This is a genomic window from Nonomuraea recticatena, from assembly GCF_039533245.1.
Classification (GTDB): Bacteria; Actinomycetota; Actinomycetes; order Streptosporangiales; family Streptosporangiaceae; genus Nonomuraea; species Nonomuraea roseola.
Map to the genome: position 1 here is coordinate 14099 of NZ_BAAATE010000059.1, position 16405 is coordinate 30503.

Annotated in this window: 17 protein-coding genes, 2 pseudogenes and 1 riboswitch; of the genes and pseudogenes, 12 read left to right on the plus strand and 7 right to left on the minus strand. The window is 68.2% G+C overall.

Annotation, left to right across the window (positions count from 1 at the left end):
* Positions 1-468: 468 nt before the first annotated feature.
* Complete coding sequence (locus tag ABFX50_RS48425) at positions 469-1251, minus strand: phytanoyl-CoA dioxygenase family protein (RefSeq protein WP_346157540.1); 783 nt, start codon at positions 1249-1251, stop codon at positions 469-471.
* A gap of 7 nt (positions 1252-1258) precedes the next feature.
* On the opposite strand from ABFX50_RS48425, the gene ABFX50_RS48430 reads away from it, so the two are divergent.
* On the plus strand, positions 1259-2194 hold the full coding sequence (locus ABFX50_RS48430) for a helix-turn-helix transcriptional regulator (protein WP_346157542.1): 936 nt from the start codon (positions 1259-1261) through the stop codon (positions 2192-2194).
* A 168-nt stretch (positions 2195-2362) separates the two neighbouring features.
* Here the strand turns inward: ABFX50_RS48430 and ABFX50_RS48435 are convergent, their stop codons facing one another.
* Complete coding sequence (locus tag ABFX50_RS48435; RefSeq protein WP_346157545.1) at positions 2363-2707, minus strand: integrase core domain-containing protein; 345 nt, start codon at positions 2705-2707, stop codon at positions 2363-2365.
* On the opposite strand from ABFX50_RS48435, the gene ABFX50_RS48440 reads away from it, so the two are divergent.
* A complete protein-coding gene (locus ABFX50_RS48440) occupies positions 2613-2990 on the plus strand; it encodes an ATP-binding cassette domain-containing protein (RefSeq protein ID WP_346157587.1) in 378 nt (125 codons plus the stop codon). The two genes, ABFX50_RS48435 and ABFX50_RS48440, sit on opposite strands and share 95 nt — an antisense overlap.
* 9 nt (positions 2991-2999) lie before the next feature.
* Here the strand turns inward: ABFX50_RS48440 and ABFX50_RS48445 are convergent, their stop codons facing one another.
* The 4 genes and pseudogenes from ABFX50_RS48445 to ABFX50_RS48460 form a co-directional block, all read right to left on the minus strand.
* On the minus strand, positions 3000-3311 hold the full coding sequence (locus ABFX50_RS48445; RefSeq protein WP_346157548.1) for a (2Fe-2S) ferredoxin domain-containing protein: 312 nt from the start codon (positions 3309-3311) through the stop codon (positions 3000-3002).
* 89 nt (positions 3312-3400) lie between these two features.
* A riboswitch (cobalamin riboswitch) is annotated at positions 3401-3580 on the minus strand.
* A gap of 91 nt (positions 3581-3671) precedes the next feature.
* Positions 3672-5948, minus strand: a complete 2277-nt coding sequence (gene katG / locus ABFX50_RS48450; RefSeq protein ID WP_346157551.1) for a catalase/peroxidase HPI — start codon at positions 5946-5948, stop codon at positions 3672-3674.
* Between the two features lie 22 nt (positions 5949-5970).
* A pseudogene (locus ABFX50_RS51630) lies at positions 5971-6397 on the minus strand (Fur family transcriptional regulator).
* Between the two features lie 576 nt (positions 6398-6973).
* On the minus strand, positions 6974-8233 hold the full coding sequence (locus ABFX50_RS48460) for an alpha/beta fold hydrolase (RefSeq protein WP_346157553.1): 1260 nt from the start codon (positions 8231-8233) through the stop codon (positions 6974-6976).
* 34 nt (positions 8234-8267) lie between these two features.
* Here ABFX50_RS48460 and ABFX50_RS48465 point away from each other — a divergent pair, with 34 nt between their 5' ends.
* Together ABFX50_RS48465 and ABFX50_RS48470 are read left to right on the plus strand one after the other, a co-directional pair.
* A complete protein-coding gene (locus ABFX50_RS48465) occupies positions 8268-8630 on the plus strand; it encodes a hypothetical protein (protein WP_346157556.1) in 363 nt (120 codons plus the stop codon).
* Positions 8631-8865: 235 nt separating this feature from the next.
* Positions 8866-9504 (plus strand): TetR/AcrR family transcriptional regulator, encoded by a 639-nt coding sequence (locus ABFX50_RS48470; protein WP_346157559.1) that lies wholly within the window; start codon positions 8866-8868, stop codon positions 9502-9504.
* Positions 9505-9731: 227 nt separating this feature from the next.
* Here ABFX50_RS48470 and ABFX50_RS48475 read toward each other — a convergent pair whose 3' ends face one another.
* Positions 9732-10223 carry a DUF6194 family protein gene (locus tag ABFX50_RS48475; RefSeq protein WP_346157561.1) on the minus strand — a complete coding sequence of 164 codons (492 nt, stop codon included), beginning with the start codon at positions 10221-10223 and terminating at the stop codon, positions 9732-9734.
* A 42-nt stretch (positions 10224-10265) separates the two neighbouring features.
* Between ABFX50_RS48475 and ABFX50_RS48480 the strand changes: the two genes are divergently transcribed.
* From ABFX50_RS48480 to ABFX50_RS48515, 8 genes and pseudogenes are all read left to right on the plus strand, one after another.
* A complete protein-coding gene (locus ABFX50_RS48480; RefSeq protein ID WP_346157563.1) occupies positions 10266-10991 on the plus strand; it encodes a MerR family transcriptional regulator in 726 nt (241 codons plus the stop codon).
* A gap of 380 nt (positions 10992-11371) precedes the next feature.
* Positions 11372-12559, plus strand: a complete 1188-nt coding sequence (locus ABFX50_RS48485; protein WP_346157565.1) for a cytochrome P450 — start codon at positions 11372-11374, stop codon at positions 12557-12559.
* A complete protein-coding gene (locus ABFX50_RS48490) occupies positions 12556-13158 on the plus strand; it encodes a TetR/AcrR family transcriptional regulator (protein WP_346157568.1) in 603 nt (200 codons plus the stop codon). Before ABFX50_RS48485 ends, ABFX50_RS48490 begins: the two co-directional genes overlap by 4 nt.
* A gap of 306 nt (positions 13159-13464) precedes the next feature.
* Positions 13465-13665 (plus strand): ferredoxin, encoded by a 201-nt coding sequence (locus ABFX50_RS48495; RefSeq protein WP_346157571.1) that lies wholly within the window; start codon positions 13465-13467, stop codon positions 13663-13665.
* On the plus strand, positions 13662-14819 hold the full coding sequence (locus ABFX50_RS48500) for an NAD(P)/FAD-dependent oxidoreductase (RefSeq protein ID WP_346157573.1): 1158 nt from the start codon (positions 13662-13664) through the stop codon (positions 14817-14819). The genes ABFX50_RS48495 and ABFX50_RS48500 overlap by 4 nt, the downstream gene beginning before the upstream one ends.
* 64 nt (positions 14820-14883) lie before the next feature.
* Positions 14884-15012, plus strand: a pseudogene (locus ABFX50_RS48505) (IS5/IS1182 family transposase); the annotation flags it as partial.
* A 176-nt stretch (positions 15013-15188) separates the two neighbouring features.
* Positions 15189-15791: a TetR/AcrR family transcriptional regulator gene (locus tag ABFX50_RS48510; protein ID WP_346157576.1), complete on the plus strand. Its 603-nt coding sequence runs from the start codon at positions 15189-15191 to the stop codon at positions 15789-15791.
* Positions 15781-16257 carry a hypothetical protein gene (locus ABFX50_RS48515; protein WP_346157578.1) on the plus strand — a complete coding sequence of 159 codons (477 nt, stop codon included), beginning with the start codon at positions 15781-15783 and terminating at the stop codon, positions 16255-16257. The genes ABFX50_RS48510 and ABFX50_RS48515 overlap by 11 nt, the downstream gene beginning before the upstream one ends.
* The last annotated feature ends 148 nt before the right edge of the window (positions 16258-16405 follow it).

Below are 16405 nucleotides of genomic sequence, written 5' to 3' on the forward strand. Positions count from 1 at the left end.
CTGTGCGCCAAAGCATCACGAGACTAGTGGTTCTACATGCCTCGCGGGGAGGCGTTCTGCATGTACCAACGGGTTTACTTCCGGCAGAGTGCTCGCGCGGCTCCCAGAGCCCTCGCCTTAGCTGCATGTGCTCCCGCTGTATGCAGCTTTGGTGGCGCTGGTGCGGGGGCCGGTTGCTGACAGTCCATGAGGGTGCGAATGTGGTTGTACCCGTCATTGAAGGCAGGGCAGAAGCCAGACGAGAACCAGGAAGAACAGCAAGACTCCGAACCCGCCCAGATCGAAGTACGGGCGCACGCCCGCGCGCAGCTCAGGGGAGCGAATCCAGGCGCGTTCGGAGACGACATGCAGCAGGGCCGCGCCGCGGAGAGCGTCCAGCCACGCCAGCCGCAGAACAACCGCGGTTGGTGTTGAAGCGTTGATGCCACGCTACGTGGATTTTGTGAGGTTGGGATAAAAGTGAAGTCACTACCGTAGTGCCGGGAACACGTCTCCGGCGAGGCGTTCACCCTTCTGCAGGCCGAGCGGATCGGTGACAACGTGGGGAGCGCCGGAGTAGGTCGTTTCCGCGTCCATGAAGATGACCACGTGGGCCAGGCGGGCGAGGTCCGTCTTGTTCGGCAGGGCCATGTGCGGGGTGTAGCTGTTGTGGAAGGTGCAGTCGCCCGCCCGCAGCGGCACCGTCACCCGCTGGCTCCACCGCAGGTCAGGGGCGAGCTGGAACAGATCGTCCTCATCATTCAGGTCCTGCGGCCGTAGAGAGGTCACGTCGTGGACGCCGGGCAGGAACGTCATGCAGCCCCGCTCCGGCGGCACGTCGACCAGGGCGATCCAGGCGGACAGGGCATGCCGTGAGCCAGCGTGCGGCCAGTAGGGCTGGTCCTGGTGGAACTCGGTGGCCGCCTCGTTGTGCGGTTCCTTGACGAGCATGTGGTCGTGCCAGATACGCAGCGGGATGCCGGCGAGGCGTTCTGCTGTCTCGGCGAGCTTCGGGTGGAGGGTGAGCTCGCGCATGACCGGGTCCTGCTGCCAGACGTTGACGAGCTGGCTGAAAACGGCGCCCGCTGTGCTCCGGCCGCGGTGTTCCTTGAGGAAACGCTCAGCGGCTGTCCTGAAGTGCTCGACCTCGGCCTGGTCCAGCACGCCGGGGACTCGGACGAATCCGTTTTTTCTGTATTCCTCGATCATGTCTCTCAGCGTCGCCGTTTGCTGATCGTTCGGCCAGGGGGATTCCGACCGCTTGCCGTACAATTCCGACATGTCGGTGACCTTGCACGAGCGTGAGCTGTTCGGCGGCGGGCAGGTGCTCGCGGGGGTGCACACGCTGACGGGCGAGCTCGAACCGCACGTGCATGACTTCGTGGAGATCGCCGTCATCGGCGAGGGACGCGGCACCCACCTAAGCAGTCACGGAGAGCACGAGCTTCGCCGCGGCGACGTGATCGTGCTGCGGCCCGGGACGTGGCACGGCTTCAGCGGGTGCGACACGCTCACCGTGGCCAACTGCTGCGTCTCTGCCGCTGCCCTGCGCGCGGAGTTCGCGCTACTGGAACAGGTGGGGGCGATCCACCGACTGCTCTGGACGGACCCGGTGGCCGAAGGGGCTCGCGGCGTCCTGGTCACCAGGACGGATCCTGACGCGGCTCTGGAAGCGATCTCGGAGATCCGTCGCCTCTCGGCGGAGCCGTACAGGAAACACGGCGAAGCCCGGCTGCTCGGACGGTTGCTCACCGTGCTCGGGACGCTGACAGACGGGCGCGACCCCGTCGTGCCCGTGTCAGGGCACCCGGCGGTGCGGGCCGCGACCGGCCTGCTCGCTCAGGAGATCGCCAGAGCGTGGACAATGGATGCCCTGGCCGGCGCCGTCAGCCTCGACCCCGACTACCTCGGGCGCCTCTTCCGCAGGCACGTGGGTCTGTCGCCGCTGGCGTACCTGGCCAGGATCCGGGCGGAGCGGGCCGCCACCCTGCTGCTCCACACCGACCTGCCGGTGGCCCGCGTGGGCGCCGAGGTCGGCTGGGGTGACCCGACCTACTTCGCCCGCCGCTTCCGCTCCCTGGTCGGGCTCACCCCCAGCCAGTACAGAAGCGCTCAGGCCGTGGCGAACCGGGTGATTACCGCCTCGGGACGGACCGACGGCAGCGCCCGCCGACCAGGTCCCCCTTCGCACGGATCTCATCGCCCGCCGCCTTGAATTCGCGGTCCGTGACGCGCTCGTCGAAATGCGGGGTGAGCGAGGTCGGTGTGGCCGGTTCGTGCTCTGCCTGATGCACGTCGGTAAGGAGCTCAACCATGGCGGTCATGTCCATCACCTCAAAGAACGGGAGCGCCTGGGCCTGTGGGTGCCAAGAACTCGGCCGCCCTATGCGATCTGCGCGTATTCGTGAATCAGCCCGCCGAGATGGTCACGCCGGATGACCTTGATTTCGCCCTCCGCAGGGTCGGGAAGGGCTCGTAACGGAGCGGCCTGGCCCAGGGAACGATGCGGGCGGTGCTCATTGAAGTGGGCCTCGTAGATGGTCAGCACGCGTCGTAAGTGGCCGGCGTTGACGATGAGGATCCGATCAAGGAGTTCTCGGCGCAGGCCACCGATCCAGCGTTCGGCGAACGCGTTGGCCCGCGGAGCCCAAGGCGAGTTTCCGGCACCCACAAGGGAGAAGCAGCGGGTCCTCATCGCCCGCGCGATCGCCCAGCAGGCGGGCACCATGGTGCTGGACGAGCCGACCAACCAGCTGGACCTGCGTCACCAGCTCGACGCGCTGCGCCTGGTCCGCGATCGGAGCGTCACCGCCGTGATCGCGATGCACGATCTCAACCTGGCCGCCGCGTTCTGCGACCGCATCTGCGTCATAGCTGAGGGCGCGGTCGTCGCCCTGGGCACGCCCGCCGAGATCCTGACACCGGCGCCGTTCGCCGAGGTCTACCGGGTGGAGGTGGAGGTCACGGCGCATCCGCGGACGGGCGTGCCTCAGGTGACGCTCCTGACCTGAGGTTGGCGATCACGCGTTTCGCCGATCGCCGTCCCGCGGCCGGAGCCGGCGGGGCGGCGTGAAGCGATGCAGTTCGAGGATCGGCGGCATCGGGGCCAGGCCGGGGCCACCGGCGCGGATCCACTCGGCGACGTCGGCGGTGGCGCCCTGATCGTTGACCAGGGCCAGCCACATCGGACGGCCTCCGGCCGCGCGGCCTTCTGGGGTCGGTTGGACCACGAGGACGTTGGCCTGGTCGCACACGTCGAGGCAGTCGGTCACGCGCACCTCGGCGACCTCCGCCAACCGGCGGATCTGCTCGTCGTGATCGAGGGCGGGCACCTTCCGGACACTGCCGCAGCAGCAGTCCCGGCAGATGGTGATCCTTTTCACCGGGGTCATGTCCGCTCTCGGGGAGATCCGCCCCGGGTTGGTGAGGAGGCGACCGCGTGAGTCTCCCGGCTCTCGGGTCAGCTCGTCCTGGCCTTCCCACCCCGTCGGGGCAGTGGCACAGTCGGGATCCGCTCGCCGATCACAGTGGCGGGACCGCACCGGATTCACACCGGCTTCCTCGATCCGCGCTCGCCTTACCCCGATCCTCCCATAAGGGGCGGAATGCCTCGGTTTGAGCGGAGGGCCTCGGCCGTCCGACGAGCCCGGTCGATCTCGGTGGCTCGACCGGGCTCGTCGGGTGGAGACGGGTCAGGCGAGGTCGAACCGGTCGAGTTCCATGACCTTGGTCCAGGCTGCAACGAAGTCGGTCACGAACTTGTCGCGGGCGTCCTGGCTGGCGTAGACCTCCGCGAGGGCTCGTAGCTGGGAGTTGGAGCCGAAGATGAGGTCGACCGCGGTGGCGGTCCACTTCACCTCATCGGTGGCCACGTCGCGGATCTCGTACACATCCTCCTCGGAGTCCGATGCCTTCCACCGGGAGCCCGGGGAGAGCAGGTTGGTGAAGAAGTCGTTGGTGAGCACGCCGGGCCGGTCGGTGAGGACGCCGTGCTGGGTACCGCCGAAGTTGGCTCCGAGGGAACGCAGGCCGCCGATAAGGACGGTCATCTCGGGCGGGGTCAGGTTGAGCATGTAGGCACGATCGACGAGCAGCACCTCCGGTTGGATCTTCTCGCCGGAACGCAGGTAGTTGCGGAACCCGTCGGCCTGCGGCTCGAGGACCCGGAAGGACTCGACGTCGGTCTGCTCCTGAGTGGCGTCGGTGCGGCCCGGGCGGAACGGCACCGTCACTGCCACGCCGGCCTCGGATGCCGCCTTCTCGACGGCGGCCGAGCCGGCCAGCACGATCAGGTCGGCGAGCGAGATCTTCGCGCCGCCGGCCTCGTTGAACTCGCGCTGGATGCTCTCGAGAACGTCCAGGACCGTCGCGAGTTGCTCAGGCTGGTTGACCTCCCAGCTGCGCTGCGGCTCCAGACGGAGCCGGGCGCCGTTGGCGCCGCCGCGCTTGTCGGTGGACCGGAAGCTCGCGGCGGAGGCCCAGGCGGTGGAGACCAGTTGAGCGGTCGTGAGGCCGGACTCCAGGACCTTCGCCTTGAGGGAAGCGACGTCGGCGTCACCCACGAGTTCGTGGTCGACGGCCGGCACCGGGTCCTGCCACAGCTGAGGCTCGGCGATCCACGGTCCGAGGAAGCGGCTGACCGGACCCATGTCGCGGTGCAGCAGCTTGTACCAGGCCTTGGCGAAGGCCAACGCGAACTCGTCGGGGTTCTCCAGGAAGCGGAGGGAGATCTTCTGGTACGTCGGGTCGACGCGCAGAGCCAGGTCGGTCGTGAGCATCGTCGGCTTGTGCTGCTTCGACGGGTCGTGGGCGTCCGGGATGATCGCCTCGCCGTCCTTCGCGACCCACTGCTTCGCGCCGCCGGGGCTCGTGGTGAGCTCCCACTCGTGGCCGAAGAGGATCTCGAAGAAGCGGTTGCTCCACTGCGTCGGCCGGTCGCTCCACGTCACCTCGAGACCGCTGGTGATCGTGTCACCGCCCTTGCCGGTGCCGTAGCTGCTCAGCCAGCCCAGGCCCTGCGCCTCCAGCGGCGCGCCCTCGGGCTCCGGCCCCACGTGGCCGTCGGCGATGCCGGCGCCGTGGGTCTTGCCGAACGTGTGGCCGCCGGCGATGAGAGCGACAGTCTCCTCGTCGTTCATCGCCATCCGCCGGAAGGTCTCGCGGATGAAATGCGCCGCCGCAGCCGGGTCCGGGTTGCCGCGGGGACCCTCCGGGTTGACATAGATGAGACCCATCTCGGTCGCGCCGAAGTTCGGCACCATCTCGGTGTCGGTGGCGTAGCGCTCGTCACCGAGCCAGGCGTCCTCCGGACCCCAGAAGATCTCCTCTGGCTCCCAGACGTCCTCGCGGCCGAAGCCGAAGCCGAAGGTCTTGAAACCCATCGACTCCAGGGCGACGTTGCCGGCGAGCACGAGCAGGTCGGCCCACGAGATCTGCTGGCCGTACTTCTGCTTGACCGGCCACAGCAGCCGGCGGGCCTTGTCGAGGTTGGCATTGTCGGGCCAGCTGTTGAGCGGAGCGAAACGCTGAGCGCCATCGCCGGCCCCGCCGCGACCGTCGTGGATGCGGTAGGTGCCCGCGGCGTGCCAGCTCATCCGGATCATGAGCCCGCCGTAGTGGCCGAAGTCGGCCGGCCACCAGTCCTGCGAGGTGGTGAGCACCTCGATGATGTCCTGCTTGAGGGCCTCGACGTCGAGCTTCTCGAACTCCTTGGCGTAGCTGAAGCCCTCTGCCAGTGGGTTGCCCTTGGACGAGTGCGCGCGCAACACCGAGAGGTCGAGCTGGTTCGGCCACCAGTCCCGGGTCGTGCGCGGACGACCGCCGGTCTTCGGAGTCGGCGAGTCGATTGCCGGGTTCTCGCTCTCGCTGCCATGCGCGGTCACGGAGTCATGCGCGACCGGGAAGCCGGCCGCCGCCTTCTGGTCCACGCCCTGCGCGCTGGAGGGGGCGTTGTTCTGGGTGTCGCTCATCTGCTTCCTCCGAACTGCCGGATCACTGGGCAATGCTGTCTGGTCGCACAGTCGGGTAGGTGCCCCAATAGCCGACCTCCGCCTCGTCGACCACGAAGCCTGGTCATACGAGGCGGTGAGACAGGGGCGTGGCCGACGGCGCGGTCGACGTCCGCGATCGCACCGCAGGAGAGGCACACGACATGATGGTGGTTGTCCCCCACCCGTGACTCGTAGCGGGCGGTCGTACCGGCGGGCTCCATGCGCCTCACCAAACCGGCGTTGGTCAGCGCACGCAGCACGCCGTACACCGCCGGGTGGGAGACCCTGGGGAGCTCGGCACGTACCAAGGCGATCACCGTGTCGGTGTCGACGCGCGCGTGGTCGCGCAGCGCGGCGAGCACTGCCAACCGCGGCCGGGTCACGCGCAACGAAACCGCTCGCAACTGCGCCCCGAAGTCAGACGCCATATGGCCAACATAGCCGCCCCCTTCGAAGAGCAGATACGCGGCCGTGCCCTGCCGTCTGGCTTCACGCTGGTCTGCTTCCAAGCCCCGGGCGGGCACGTCGTCCGGTGGCGACGAGGACAAGGTGCAGAGCTCCGCGTGCAACGCACTCCGCCCTGTCCTGCGATCGTGCGGTGGGGTGACGTGGACTCCTCGCCAAGGGAACACGATCATGCCGTCTGACAACCGCAAGCGCACGATCCGCGCCTTCACACCCATCACGTGCCCTACGCCGTGGCGGCCCGGCTGTACTGCTGGGTTTTCTACGCCCGGCTTATGCGACTCGGCGGTACTCGTGGATCGCGCCGCCGAGCACTTCGCGGCGTTCGATCCGGTCTGCCATAGGCGCCACCACCTGTGCGTCTTGATCGGGTGGTCGTTGCCCTCGCGCCTGGGGAGGTCGCTGGCCGTTGTAGTGACCGACACCCTCGTCCAGGGTGTCGTTGAACCACCGGACTCGCCGTGGTTCAACGACACCCACTCGATGGCCGCACGAATCTCACCCGGATGAACCGCCCGGGCGCAGGTCCGCCTCTGGAGTCAGGAGAGGGGCCAGGCCGCGACCGGGCCGGCCGCCCAGTGGTTCGAGCCGGTCGGCCACGTCTGGGACGGTGCCTGCTGCCTGAGCACGCTCTCCTCAGCCGTGCCCACGGCGCAGCGCGTGCCGTGCGGCGGCACCTTCAGCGAGATCAAGTACTCGTCGAAAATGTCCGTCTGGCACTTGTCCTTGCCGTAGATACGGTGCCCCCAGCCCTCGTACGTGAGCAGCACCGCCTTGGACCCGAGCTGACGGGCCGCGTTGGCGGACCATATCCACGGGGTGGCGGGGTCGTGCAGGGAATTCCCGAGCAGCAGCGGGGCATCGCCCGTGTAGCGCAGCGCGTGCGGCGTGTTGGTGGTCGGGTAATTCATGCAGATCGGCAGATCGTCGATCGGATACGGGTGGTACCGCGTGTCGGGCGCGAGCTGGTTGGAGACGCGCATGAGTGCGGCGTACTCCGAGTAGCTCCGCATCTGGAGGTTGTAGTCCTGGCAGAGCACCGCGGTCGGCAGGTGCGCGACGTCACCCTCCACGGGCTGCCGGCCGGACAGCGGGGGCACCCACTCCGGCGGCGGCCCACCGTTCAACCAGTTGATCACCTCGCTCAGCAGCCGCCAGGCCGGCCCCTCGGTGCCCAGCGCGGCGTTGTAGATGACCTGCAACTCGGTCATCGTCTGGCCCGTGCTCGGGTACTTCAGCTCACCGCGCCGCGCCTTCTCCCGCAGGTCCTTCCAGATCGCACGGATGTCACGTCCATGCAGGACGCAACTGGTGTCCTGTTCGCACCAGCCGACGAACTGGTCGAAGGCGTCCTCGATGGCCATCGCCTCGGTGGCCAGGAAGCCCGCGACACCGAGGCTGTGGTCCATGTTGCTGTCGAGCCCGAGGGCCCGGACGCGGTCGGGGAACAGCTCGGCGTACATCTGGCCGATCAGCGTGCCGTACGAGATGCCGTAGTAGGTGAGCTTCTTCTCACCCAGGGCGGCGCGCAGCGCGTCCAGGTCACGGGCGACGTCGACGGAGTCGACGTGGTCGTACAGCGGGCCGGTACGAGCGCGGCAGTCGGCGTGCAGCTCCTTGGTGAACGCGTTCCAGGCGTCGAAGTCGGCCTGGCTTCTCATGACGGTGTGCGGCATCCGGTTGTACACCGACGCCGAGCAGATCACCGGGTTGCTGCGCCCCACGCCCCGAGGGTCGAACCCGACGATGTCGAACCGTCGCTGCAGTTCCTCGGTGTAGGACCCTGGGGCGCCGTACACAGCCTCCACCCCGGACCCGCCCGGACCGCCGGGGTTGATCACCAGCGAACCGATTCGCGCGGCCGCATCCGTGGCCTTTCGCCGCGCGACGGCGATGTCGACCTTCGCCCCGTCCGGCTTCGACCAGTCGATGGGCACGCTCAGTTTGCCGCACTCGGCGGCGGGCTCCTCCTCACAAGGCGTCCAGGTGATGGTTTGCGTCGTGATGACCTCGGTGTCCGCGCCAGCCGTCGAGACCGGTAAAACCGTCGCCATTGCCAGGAGGGCGGCCAACCAGGAGGCTCTTTTTCGCACGATGCTCCACTCTCCAGTCGATCTTCTATTGGAGCGTGCGACCGTAGCAGATCACCACATATCGGAAGGCAGAAACAGGAAAGAATGGCGGCATTTTCCCTGAGTGGGTGTTTGATTCCGCAAGTTCCGTCTGGTCGTGAGGCGCCTCGCCAGGCTGGGGTGGATTCGCCAATGCGGCATGTTGATCGGTCGCGCTCCTTCGTTTGGCGTATCTCGCCGTCACGAATGCGCTCGCTTCGCTGGGCTGTTGCCGATGCTCAACGAACGGGCCGACAGATGGCCTGCCCTTGCCTGCCAAATGGTTGACCATGCCGGATTTCGTCCATACCGTCCGATTCATGACCTCTGCTGCCGACGAACAGCGCGAGACGATCCTGCAGATCGCGACCCGCATGTTCGCGGCTCTCGGATATGACGGGACTTCCCTTCAGCAGATAGCGGAGGCCGCTGGATTCGACGTCGCCGCGGTGACCTCCCTGCTGGGGAGCAAGCGGGACCTCTACCTCACCATCATGGAGCGTGCCCACGAGGCTGATCGCGCCGCGATCGAGGCGGTCATGGCCCGGTTCGCTCCGCTGTCCCCCGCCGACGCCCCCAAGATGATCCACGCGCTGGCCGACGACTATCTGGACTTCTGCCTGTCCAACCCGCAAATCCCCGCACTCTGGGCGCACCGCAGCCTCTTCGACGCCCAGGACATCACCGACCTCGAGCGTCGCTACGTCTGGCCGCTGCACGCCCAGATCCACAAGAGCATCCAGCCCGCCCTCGAGGCCGGACACATCGACGACGCCCCCGACTTCAGGTATGTCCTCTGGACGATGATCTGGTGCGTCGAAGGCTTCTGCTGCGGCGACGTACTCGACGACGAGGGCAACCGCCTCGGCCCCGATGATCAGCAAGCCCGCATCGACTTCCGCAGGTACCTCCACCTCCTGCTCGACCGTCTGCTCACCCCGCCGCAGAAGACCTCCTGACACAGGCGGACGCTCGAAACTGTTCGAAGACGCGGTCTGCTGCAGGGCACGATAAGCCGATGCGATGTCCGGGGGCGAAGGTGGATGTCACCGCCCGGGAACTCGGCATGGGCAACACCCTGCGGAACCCCGGCCTGGCCGGGGTTCGCGGCGGTGGTCACTGTGGTTTCATCGCGATGTGTGCCGTGTTCGCGGCGACCGCGCGGGCCGCGTGGCAGCCGGGCTCATTAGTCGTGGGCGGGGCCGGCGCCGCCCCGAGCCTGGCGGCGCTCGACGCGGCGCTGATCGGCGAGGTGAGCTTCGTGGAGAGCCGCCAACGCGCGAGTCGTGGTGCGCGAGCCCGGGTTCACTACCGCGACCCAGCCGTATGCGCCGTAGAGCGGGTGTGGGAGGAACGTGTCCGTCTCGCTGAAGTCTACAGTCGATTCCTCGATCGACTCGGGCGGGTATCCGAGGAGGTCGGTGAACAGCTGTGACCCGACGTGGATGTTCAGGCGCCACCGGTCGGGCGCATCGAGGCGCGATTCGACGTCATCCGGGTAGTCCTTCGTGACGATCGTCGCGTAGGGCTGCCTGTTCCGCGGGACCTCGCCATCTGGGGCGTAGTAGAAGAAGAAGTCCCCCCAGGAGATCTCGGGGTGCTCGCTTCCTGATCGGGGTGCGAGCTCCAGCACACCGACGTAGCTTCTGATCTCTGTGAGAATCTGTTCCATAGTCATGGTTCAAGTGTGAACTTGAAGTGCTTATGGAGGGTTGGGATCGTGGAAGCGACCATCGTGTCCGCGGCCCAGGCGTACACGACGAGCAGTCTGGCCGCAGCCACCGGCTATTCCGTCCAACAGATTCGCGACCTCGAACGCCTCGCCGTCATACCTCCCGCCATCCGGCAATCCAATGGGTACCGTCGTTTTGGTTCCGAGCACGTCACAGCCTTGCGCGCCTACCGCAATCTCGCGATCGCCGTCGGCCCGGTCGTGGCTCGCAGCACGATGCGAGAAGCACAGACCCTGCCGTATGACCAAGCGATCGCCAGTATCGTCGCACTTCACGTCGCACTGGCTCGGTCCCGCGACGACAGCATCGCAGCCCTCCAGGCGCTCGACGGCATCGTCGAGGAGGACTCCCGTGACGCGGCGCCCACGCCCGCCGATTCGATGAGCATCTCGGAGCTGGCGAACGCGATCGGCGTGCGCGCCTCCACGCTCCGCTTCTGGGAACAACAGGGCCTCGTCACCCCTGAGCGCACCGCGGGGCTCAACGTGCGGCACTACCCGCTCGCAGCGATCCGGGAAGCGCGAATCGTTGCTGCGCTACGCGCTGGCGGCTACCGCATTCCCGCAGTACAAGCGGTGATGAAGTCCCTCCGGAGGATCAGCGACACTGACGATGTCCGCGCCGCGCTCCAGAACCGACTCCGAACAGTCGCGAGCCAATCAGAAGCGCTACTCCGAGCCGGCACCGACATCGCCGACCTGATATCGCGTTGAGCGGACCGCCTACCAGGCGTCAACAACCTGTTGGCCAGCAACAGCCGCTCGACAGCGGCGCGGATCTGCTCCCTGCCGACGAACTCGACGCCGATGCGCGGCATCCGCAACACGCCGTCCTTGATGAACAGCACCGCGAAGCGCTTGTGTCACACCCATGCCCGCGTCGGTGAACGACCGTGACAAGGGGATCAGCGGATGGCGGGTCGACGAGTCGGTCATCAGGGAAGCGTCGGCAACATCCTGATCAGCAAGCCCGTGCCTGCTCCTCACACCAGGCCGGCTCAGCCCTCGATCTACGCAGCCTCTAAGTGTTAGGCCGTCTTTCACTTATCTGCTACGTTGGGCCCAAACGATCTGATCATGGAAGGGGATGCGGGATGACGGAGGCGCCGGAGTTGTCGCTGGAGATGCGGCGGGACGGACTCGACCCGGTCGAGGAACTGGCCCGGGCTCGGGACGGTGAGGGTGTGGTGCAGGTGGTGACGCCGTTCGGCCAGCCCGCGTACCTGGTCCTCCGGCACGGGGATGTGCGCGAGGTGCTTTCGGATCCGACCCGGTTCAGCAACGCCATGACACCGTTCGCCGCGGCCGGTGAGATGAGCCAGGAAGAGCAGGACAAGCTGCGGGCCGGGTTTCTGCTCGCGTTCGACCCGCCGGAGCACACCCGGTTGCGGCGGATGCTCACCCCGGAGTTCACCATCCGGCGGATGCGCCGGCTCGAGCCGCGCATCGTGGAGATCGTCGAGGCGGCGCTGGACGATCTGGAACGGGCCGGCAAGCCGGCCGACCTGGTGTCGCACTTCGCGTTGCCGGTGCCGTCGCTGGTGATCTGCGAGTTGCTGGGAGTGCCGTACGCCGACCGCGCCGAGTTCCAGGAACGTTCCGTGCGGCTGTTGGACATCTCGTTGCCGGTCGAGGAACAGACCGCGGCACTGCGGGAGAACCGCGCTTACATGGCCGGCCTGGTCGCCCGCGCACAGGCCGATCCGGGTGAGGACATGCTGGGCATGCTGGTGCGCGAGCACGGCGACGATCTGAGCACCGACGAGCTCAACGGCATCGCGGCCCTGCTGCTGCTCGCCGGGCACGAGACGACCTCGAACATGCTCGGCCTGGGCACCTTGGCCCTGCTGCGACACCCGGACCAACTCGCCCTGATCCGCGAGGATCCGACGCGGGCCGAGCCCGCCATCGAGGAACTGCTGCGCTGGCTGTCCATCGTGCACTCGCCGTCACCGCGCACGACCACGACGGATGTGGAGATCGCCGGCCACGTCATCCCCGCAGGATCGCTGGTGCTCCTTTCGCTTCCCGCCGCCAACCGCGACGGTGGCCACATCGAGAACCCCGACACCCTCGACATCACCCGGGGCGCCCCCGGACACATCGCCTTCGGCCACGGCGTGCACCACTGTCTCGGCGCGCCGCTGGCACGCATGGAGATGCGCATCGCCTTCCCTGCCCTACTGCGACGCTTCCCCAACCTCACACTCGCGGACGAGCAGGCCGACTTCCGGGTCTTCAGCACCGTCTACGGGTTGAACTCGCTACGGGTGACCTGGTGAGAGCCGACGCGGCCCGCAACCATGAGCGCATCGTCGGCGCCGCGGTCCTGACGTTCGAGGAGATCGGGCCACAGGCGACGCTCGAGGAGATCGCCGCACGCGCGAACGTGAGCGTGATGACGGTCTACCGCCGCTTCCGCTCGCGTGACCAACTCGTCCGGGCCGTCTTCGACCATGTCCTCACCACCGAGCTCCAGCCCATTACAGCGGTACACACCGACGACCCGTGGCAGGACCTCACCGGGATGCTCGAGGCCGTCACCGAGGTACTCGCCCGGCGGCGGGTCATCATCTCACTCGCCCACGAGTTCGTGACGTTCGCGAACGAGAGCACGCAGCTGTTCATGCAGGCCCTCGAACCCATGCTGCGCCGGGCCATCGACGCCGGCGTGGTGCGACCGGAACTGCTTCCTCGCGATCTGACCGTGATCACCGTCATGAACCTGGCCACGGTGCACCCGGGAGATTCCCAGGGCGAGGACCGCAGGCGCTACCTCGCGCTGCTCATCGACGGACTGCGCCCATCACCGGTCACCCTGCCCCCACCCTCACCGCATGACTTCTTCGAGCCACCCCGCGCCGACGAACCGGCGCCCTGACCACTCGAGCTCAGAGCACCGATATCCCTCTCTCTCCAGAGCCGGCTCAACCTCGCCAGTGCCGGACTACACGCAACTGGATGCCGCCGCGGCCCGCGACCGTGTCCGCCGGCGTTCACCTCGCCGGGCGTCGCGGCTCACCCCCCACCTGCTGGAGCACGTACGGCTTGCGTTCGTGCGCGGAATGCCCCACCTGCTGTGGATCGCCGCCGCCGTCGCGCGCTGCGGAATCGTCGTCGCCCTCGTTGGGCTGCCGCGCGGCTCCGACAGCGTTCCACAAACCGAACCGACACCGAGGAGGCCGACATGGAAGTAATCGTCGACCAGGACAAGTGCACCGCTGGCGGCCTATGCGTCATGGCCGCGCCGGAGGTCTTCGACCAGCGCGACGAGGACGGCATCGTGGTGCTGCTCGACGCCGATCCGCCCGCTGGCCACCACGAGGCCGTCCGCGAGGCCGTCATGATCTGCCCCGCCGCGGCCATCCGGCTGAAGGAGGATCGGTGAACGGTGTCCTGGTCGTCGGCGCTTCTGTCGGCGGTCTCACCGTGGTGGAGGCGCTGCGCCGGAAGGGCTACGGCGGGCACATCCGGTTGGTCGGCGACGAACCGCATCTGCCCTACGACCGGCCACCGCTGTCCAAGGAGATCCTCACCGGCAGGTGGCCGATCGAACGGGCTCTGCTTCGCGACCGCGAGCAGTTGGACGACCTCGACGTCGAGTTGTACCTCGGCCGCCGAGCCGAACAGCTCGACCTCGAGGCCCGTACGGTGTGCCTCGATGACGGGCGCCACCTGCGCTACGACACCCTCGTGATCGCCACCGGCCTGGCCCCACGCCCGCTGCCGTCCCAGCCGGCTATAGCCGGCATACACACGCTGCGAACCGTGGACGACGCCCTCGCGCTGCGCCGGGAGCTGCCCACGGCGCGGCGGGTCGTGATCATCGGCGCGGGCGTGCTCGGCTGCGAGATCGCCGCCGCAGCCCGCTCCCTCGGCCGTCAGGTGACGCTGATCGATCCTCTGTCCGTGCCCATGGCCCGCCAGATCGGCGGGGAACTCGGCGCCCGCATCGCGGCGATGCACCAACGACGTGGCGTTCACCTGCGCATGGGAGCCGGTGTGTGCGGCTTCAACAGCGTGAACGGGCGCATCGGCGCGGTCGAGTTGGCCGACGGCGAGGTCGTCCCCACAGATCTGGCGGTCATAGCCGTCGGCTCCGTCCCGGCCACCGGCTGGCTGGCCGGCAGCGGACTGACGCTGAGCGACGGCATCGAATGCGACGCATACTGCCGCGCCGCGCCCGACGTCTACGCGGTCGGCGACGTGGCCCGCTGGCGCCACCCCGTCACCGGGGCGAGCACCCGCCTGGAGAACCGCACCAACGCCACAGAACAGGCGATCACCGTTGCCGCCAACATCCTGCGGGCCGATCGCCCCTACACCCCGACTCCGTACTTCTGGACCGATCAGTACGACACGAAGATCCAGGTCCACGGCGTCATCGCTCCTGACAGCCGCATCCGGTTGATCGAGGGCGACGCAGCCGCCGGGCGCTTCGTCGCCCTCGCGGAGAGTGGGGACACCGTCACCGCCGCGATCGGCTGGAACCATCCCCGCGGCGTCCGTACCGCGCGCCGACGTCTGGTCATGGACCCCTGATCCCGGAGCGAGGCCACGACGGTGTAGTCGTCCGCCTGGCCGAACCCATCCGCACCCAGCGGGCGAACGCAGCTGCCGGGGGCGGCGGTCAGACCCGGCCCGACACGAGCTGCTCGTCCTGGCTCACCTGCGTAACGGCGGCACCTACGCGCGCCTGGCCGCCGGCAGACCTGCGCTTTGCTGCTCCGCATGGGCCATGAGACCTGCCTGGTGGACCCCCGAGGCCGTGCCGTACCGCTCCAGCACGCGTACGTGCCAGCAGGCTCTTCTGCCCGATCACCGCGCTGGCCCGCCGCCGGACGCACCCGCCACAGCCGCCTCCCGAAAACACCATACTTGTGGTACCACACTTGAGGTAGTCTTGTATTCATGGCGAATCGAGACCGGCGAGACCGGCTACGGGACGCGGCCATCGAGGTGCTGGCCGAGCAGGGCGGACGCGGGCTGACGCACCGTGCGGTGGACGCTGCCGCGGGTGTGCCCCCCGGCACCACCAAGAACTACTTCCCGACCAGGCAGTCCCTGCTGCAGGCGATCGCCGAGCGGTGCGTCGAGCTCTACCGCGATCTCCCCAGACCGGCGATCACCGACCGGGCGACGCTCGTGGCGATGATGGGCGCGCTGCTGGCCGACGCCGCGGGCCCTGGCCGGCAGCGGCTGCTCGCCTACCTCGAACTCCATGCGGAGGCGGCCCGCGCGCCCTGGCTGGCCGCCATCCTGGACGACATCGCGGCGGCCGACCTCACCGTCTTCGAGGAGGCGCAGGGGGCCGCCGGGCTACCGGTCACACAGGAGCGCGCCGCCGCCGTCACCCTTGCCATGCAAGCCGCGATCCCGCACCTGCTCGCCGGCGGCCCTCACACCCTGGCGGCCGCGGGCCTGGACGATCCGGACCGCTTCGCCCGCGACCTGCTGGACGCGGTCTACGGTCGCGCCGAGGCACAGAGCGAGAAGTACGCTCATGGCCACTGACCCGTTCCGCGCCGTGCCTGAGACCTCGCGCACGATGCTCTCAGGGCAGGTCCTGCGGGCCGTCGTCAGCGCGCACACGGTGGCGGTCGTCGGTCAGCCGGTGTTCGCCGGGGTGTATCTGAGCGGTGACTACGACGGCTTGAGCTGGCATGCGGTCGGCGCCGACGTGGTTACCGCAATCGGCTTGGTGCAGGTCATCGTGGCGATCATGGTTTGGGTTCGGCTGCGTCTAGCCTGGCCGTTCTTCGCCACGTCGGCCGTGGTGGCGGCCGAGACCGTGCAGTACCTGGCCGGGATGGACGGCGCGCTGTGGTTGCACCTCCCGTTGGGGGTGATGAGCGTCGCCGCCCTCGTCGTGCTGTTCATCGCCGTATGGCGCCGGCCCCTGCCGCGCCGGCCGCAGCCCCCGCGTGGGCCGGTGCAGACCGTGGAGCAGCCTGGTCATCCGGCGGCCGGCCATGCGTGAGCCCTACGACGACCGAGCCGACCATACCCACGGCATGACCAGGCGCCGGGCGCTGGGCATCGGTGGGGCGCTCGGGCTGATGGCGGCCACCGGGCTGTCGGCCTCGGCCGCGCTGGCCCGCCGCCCCTCGGTCACCGGTGCCGAACTG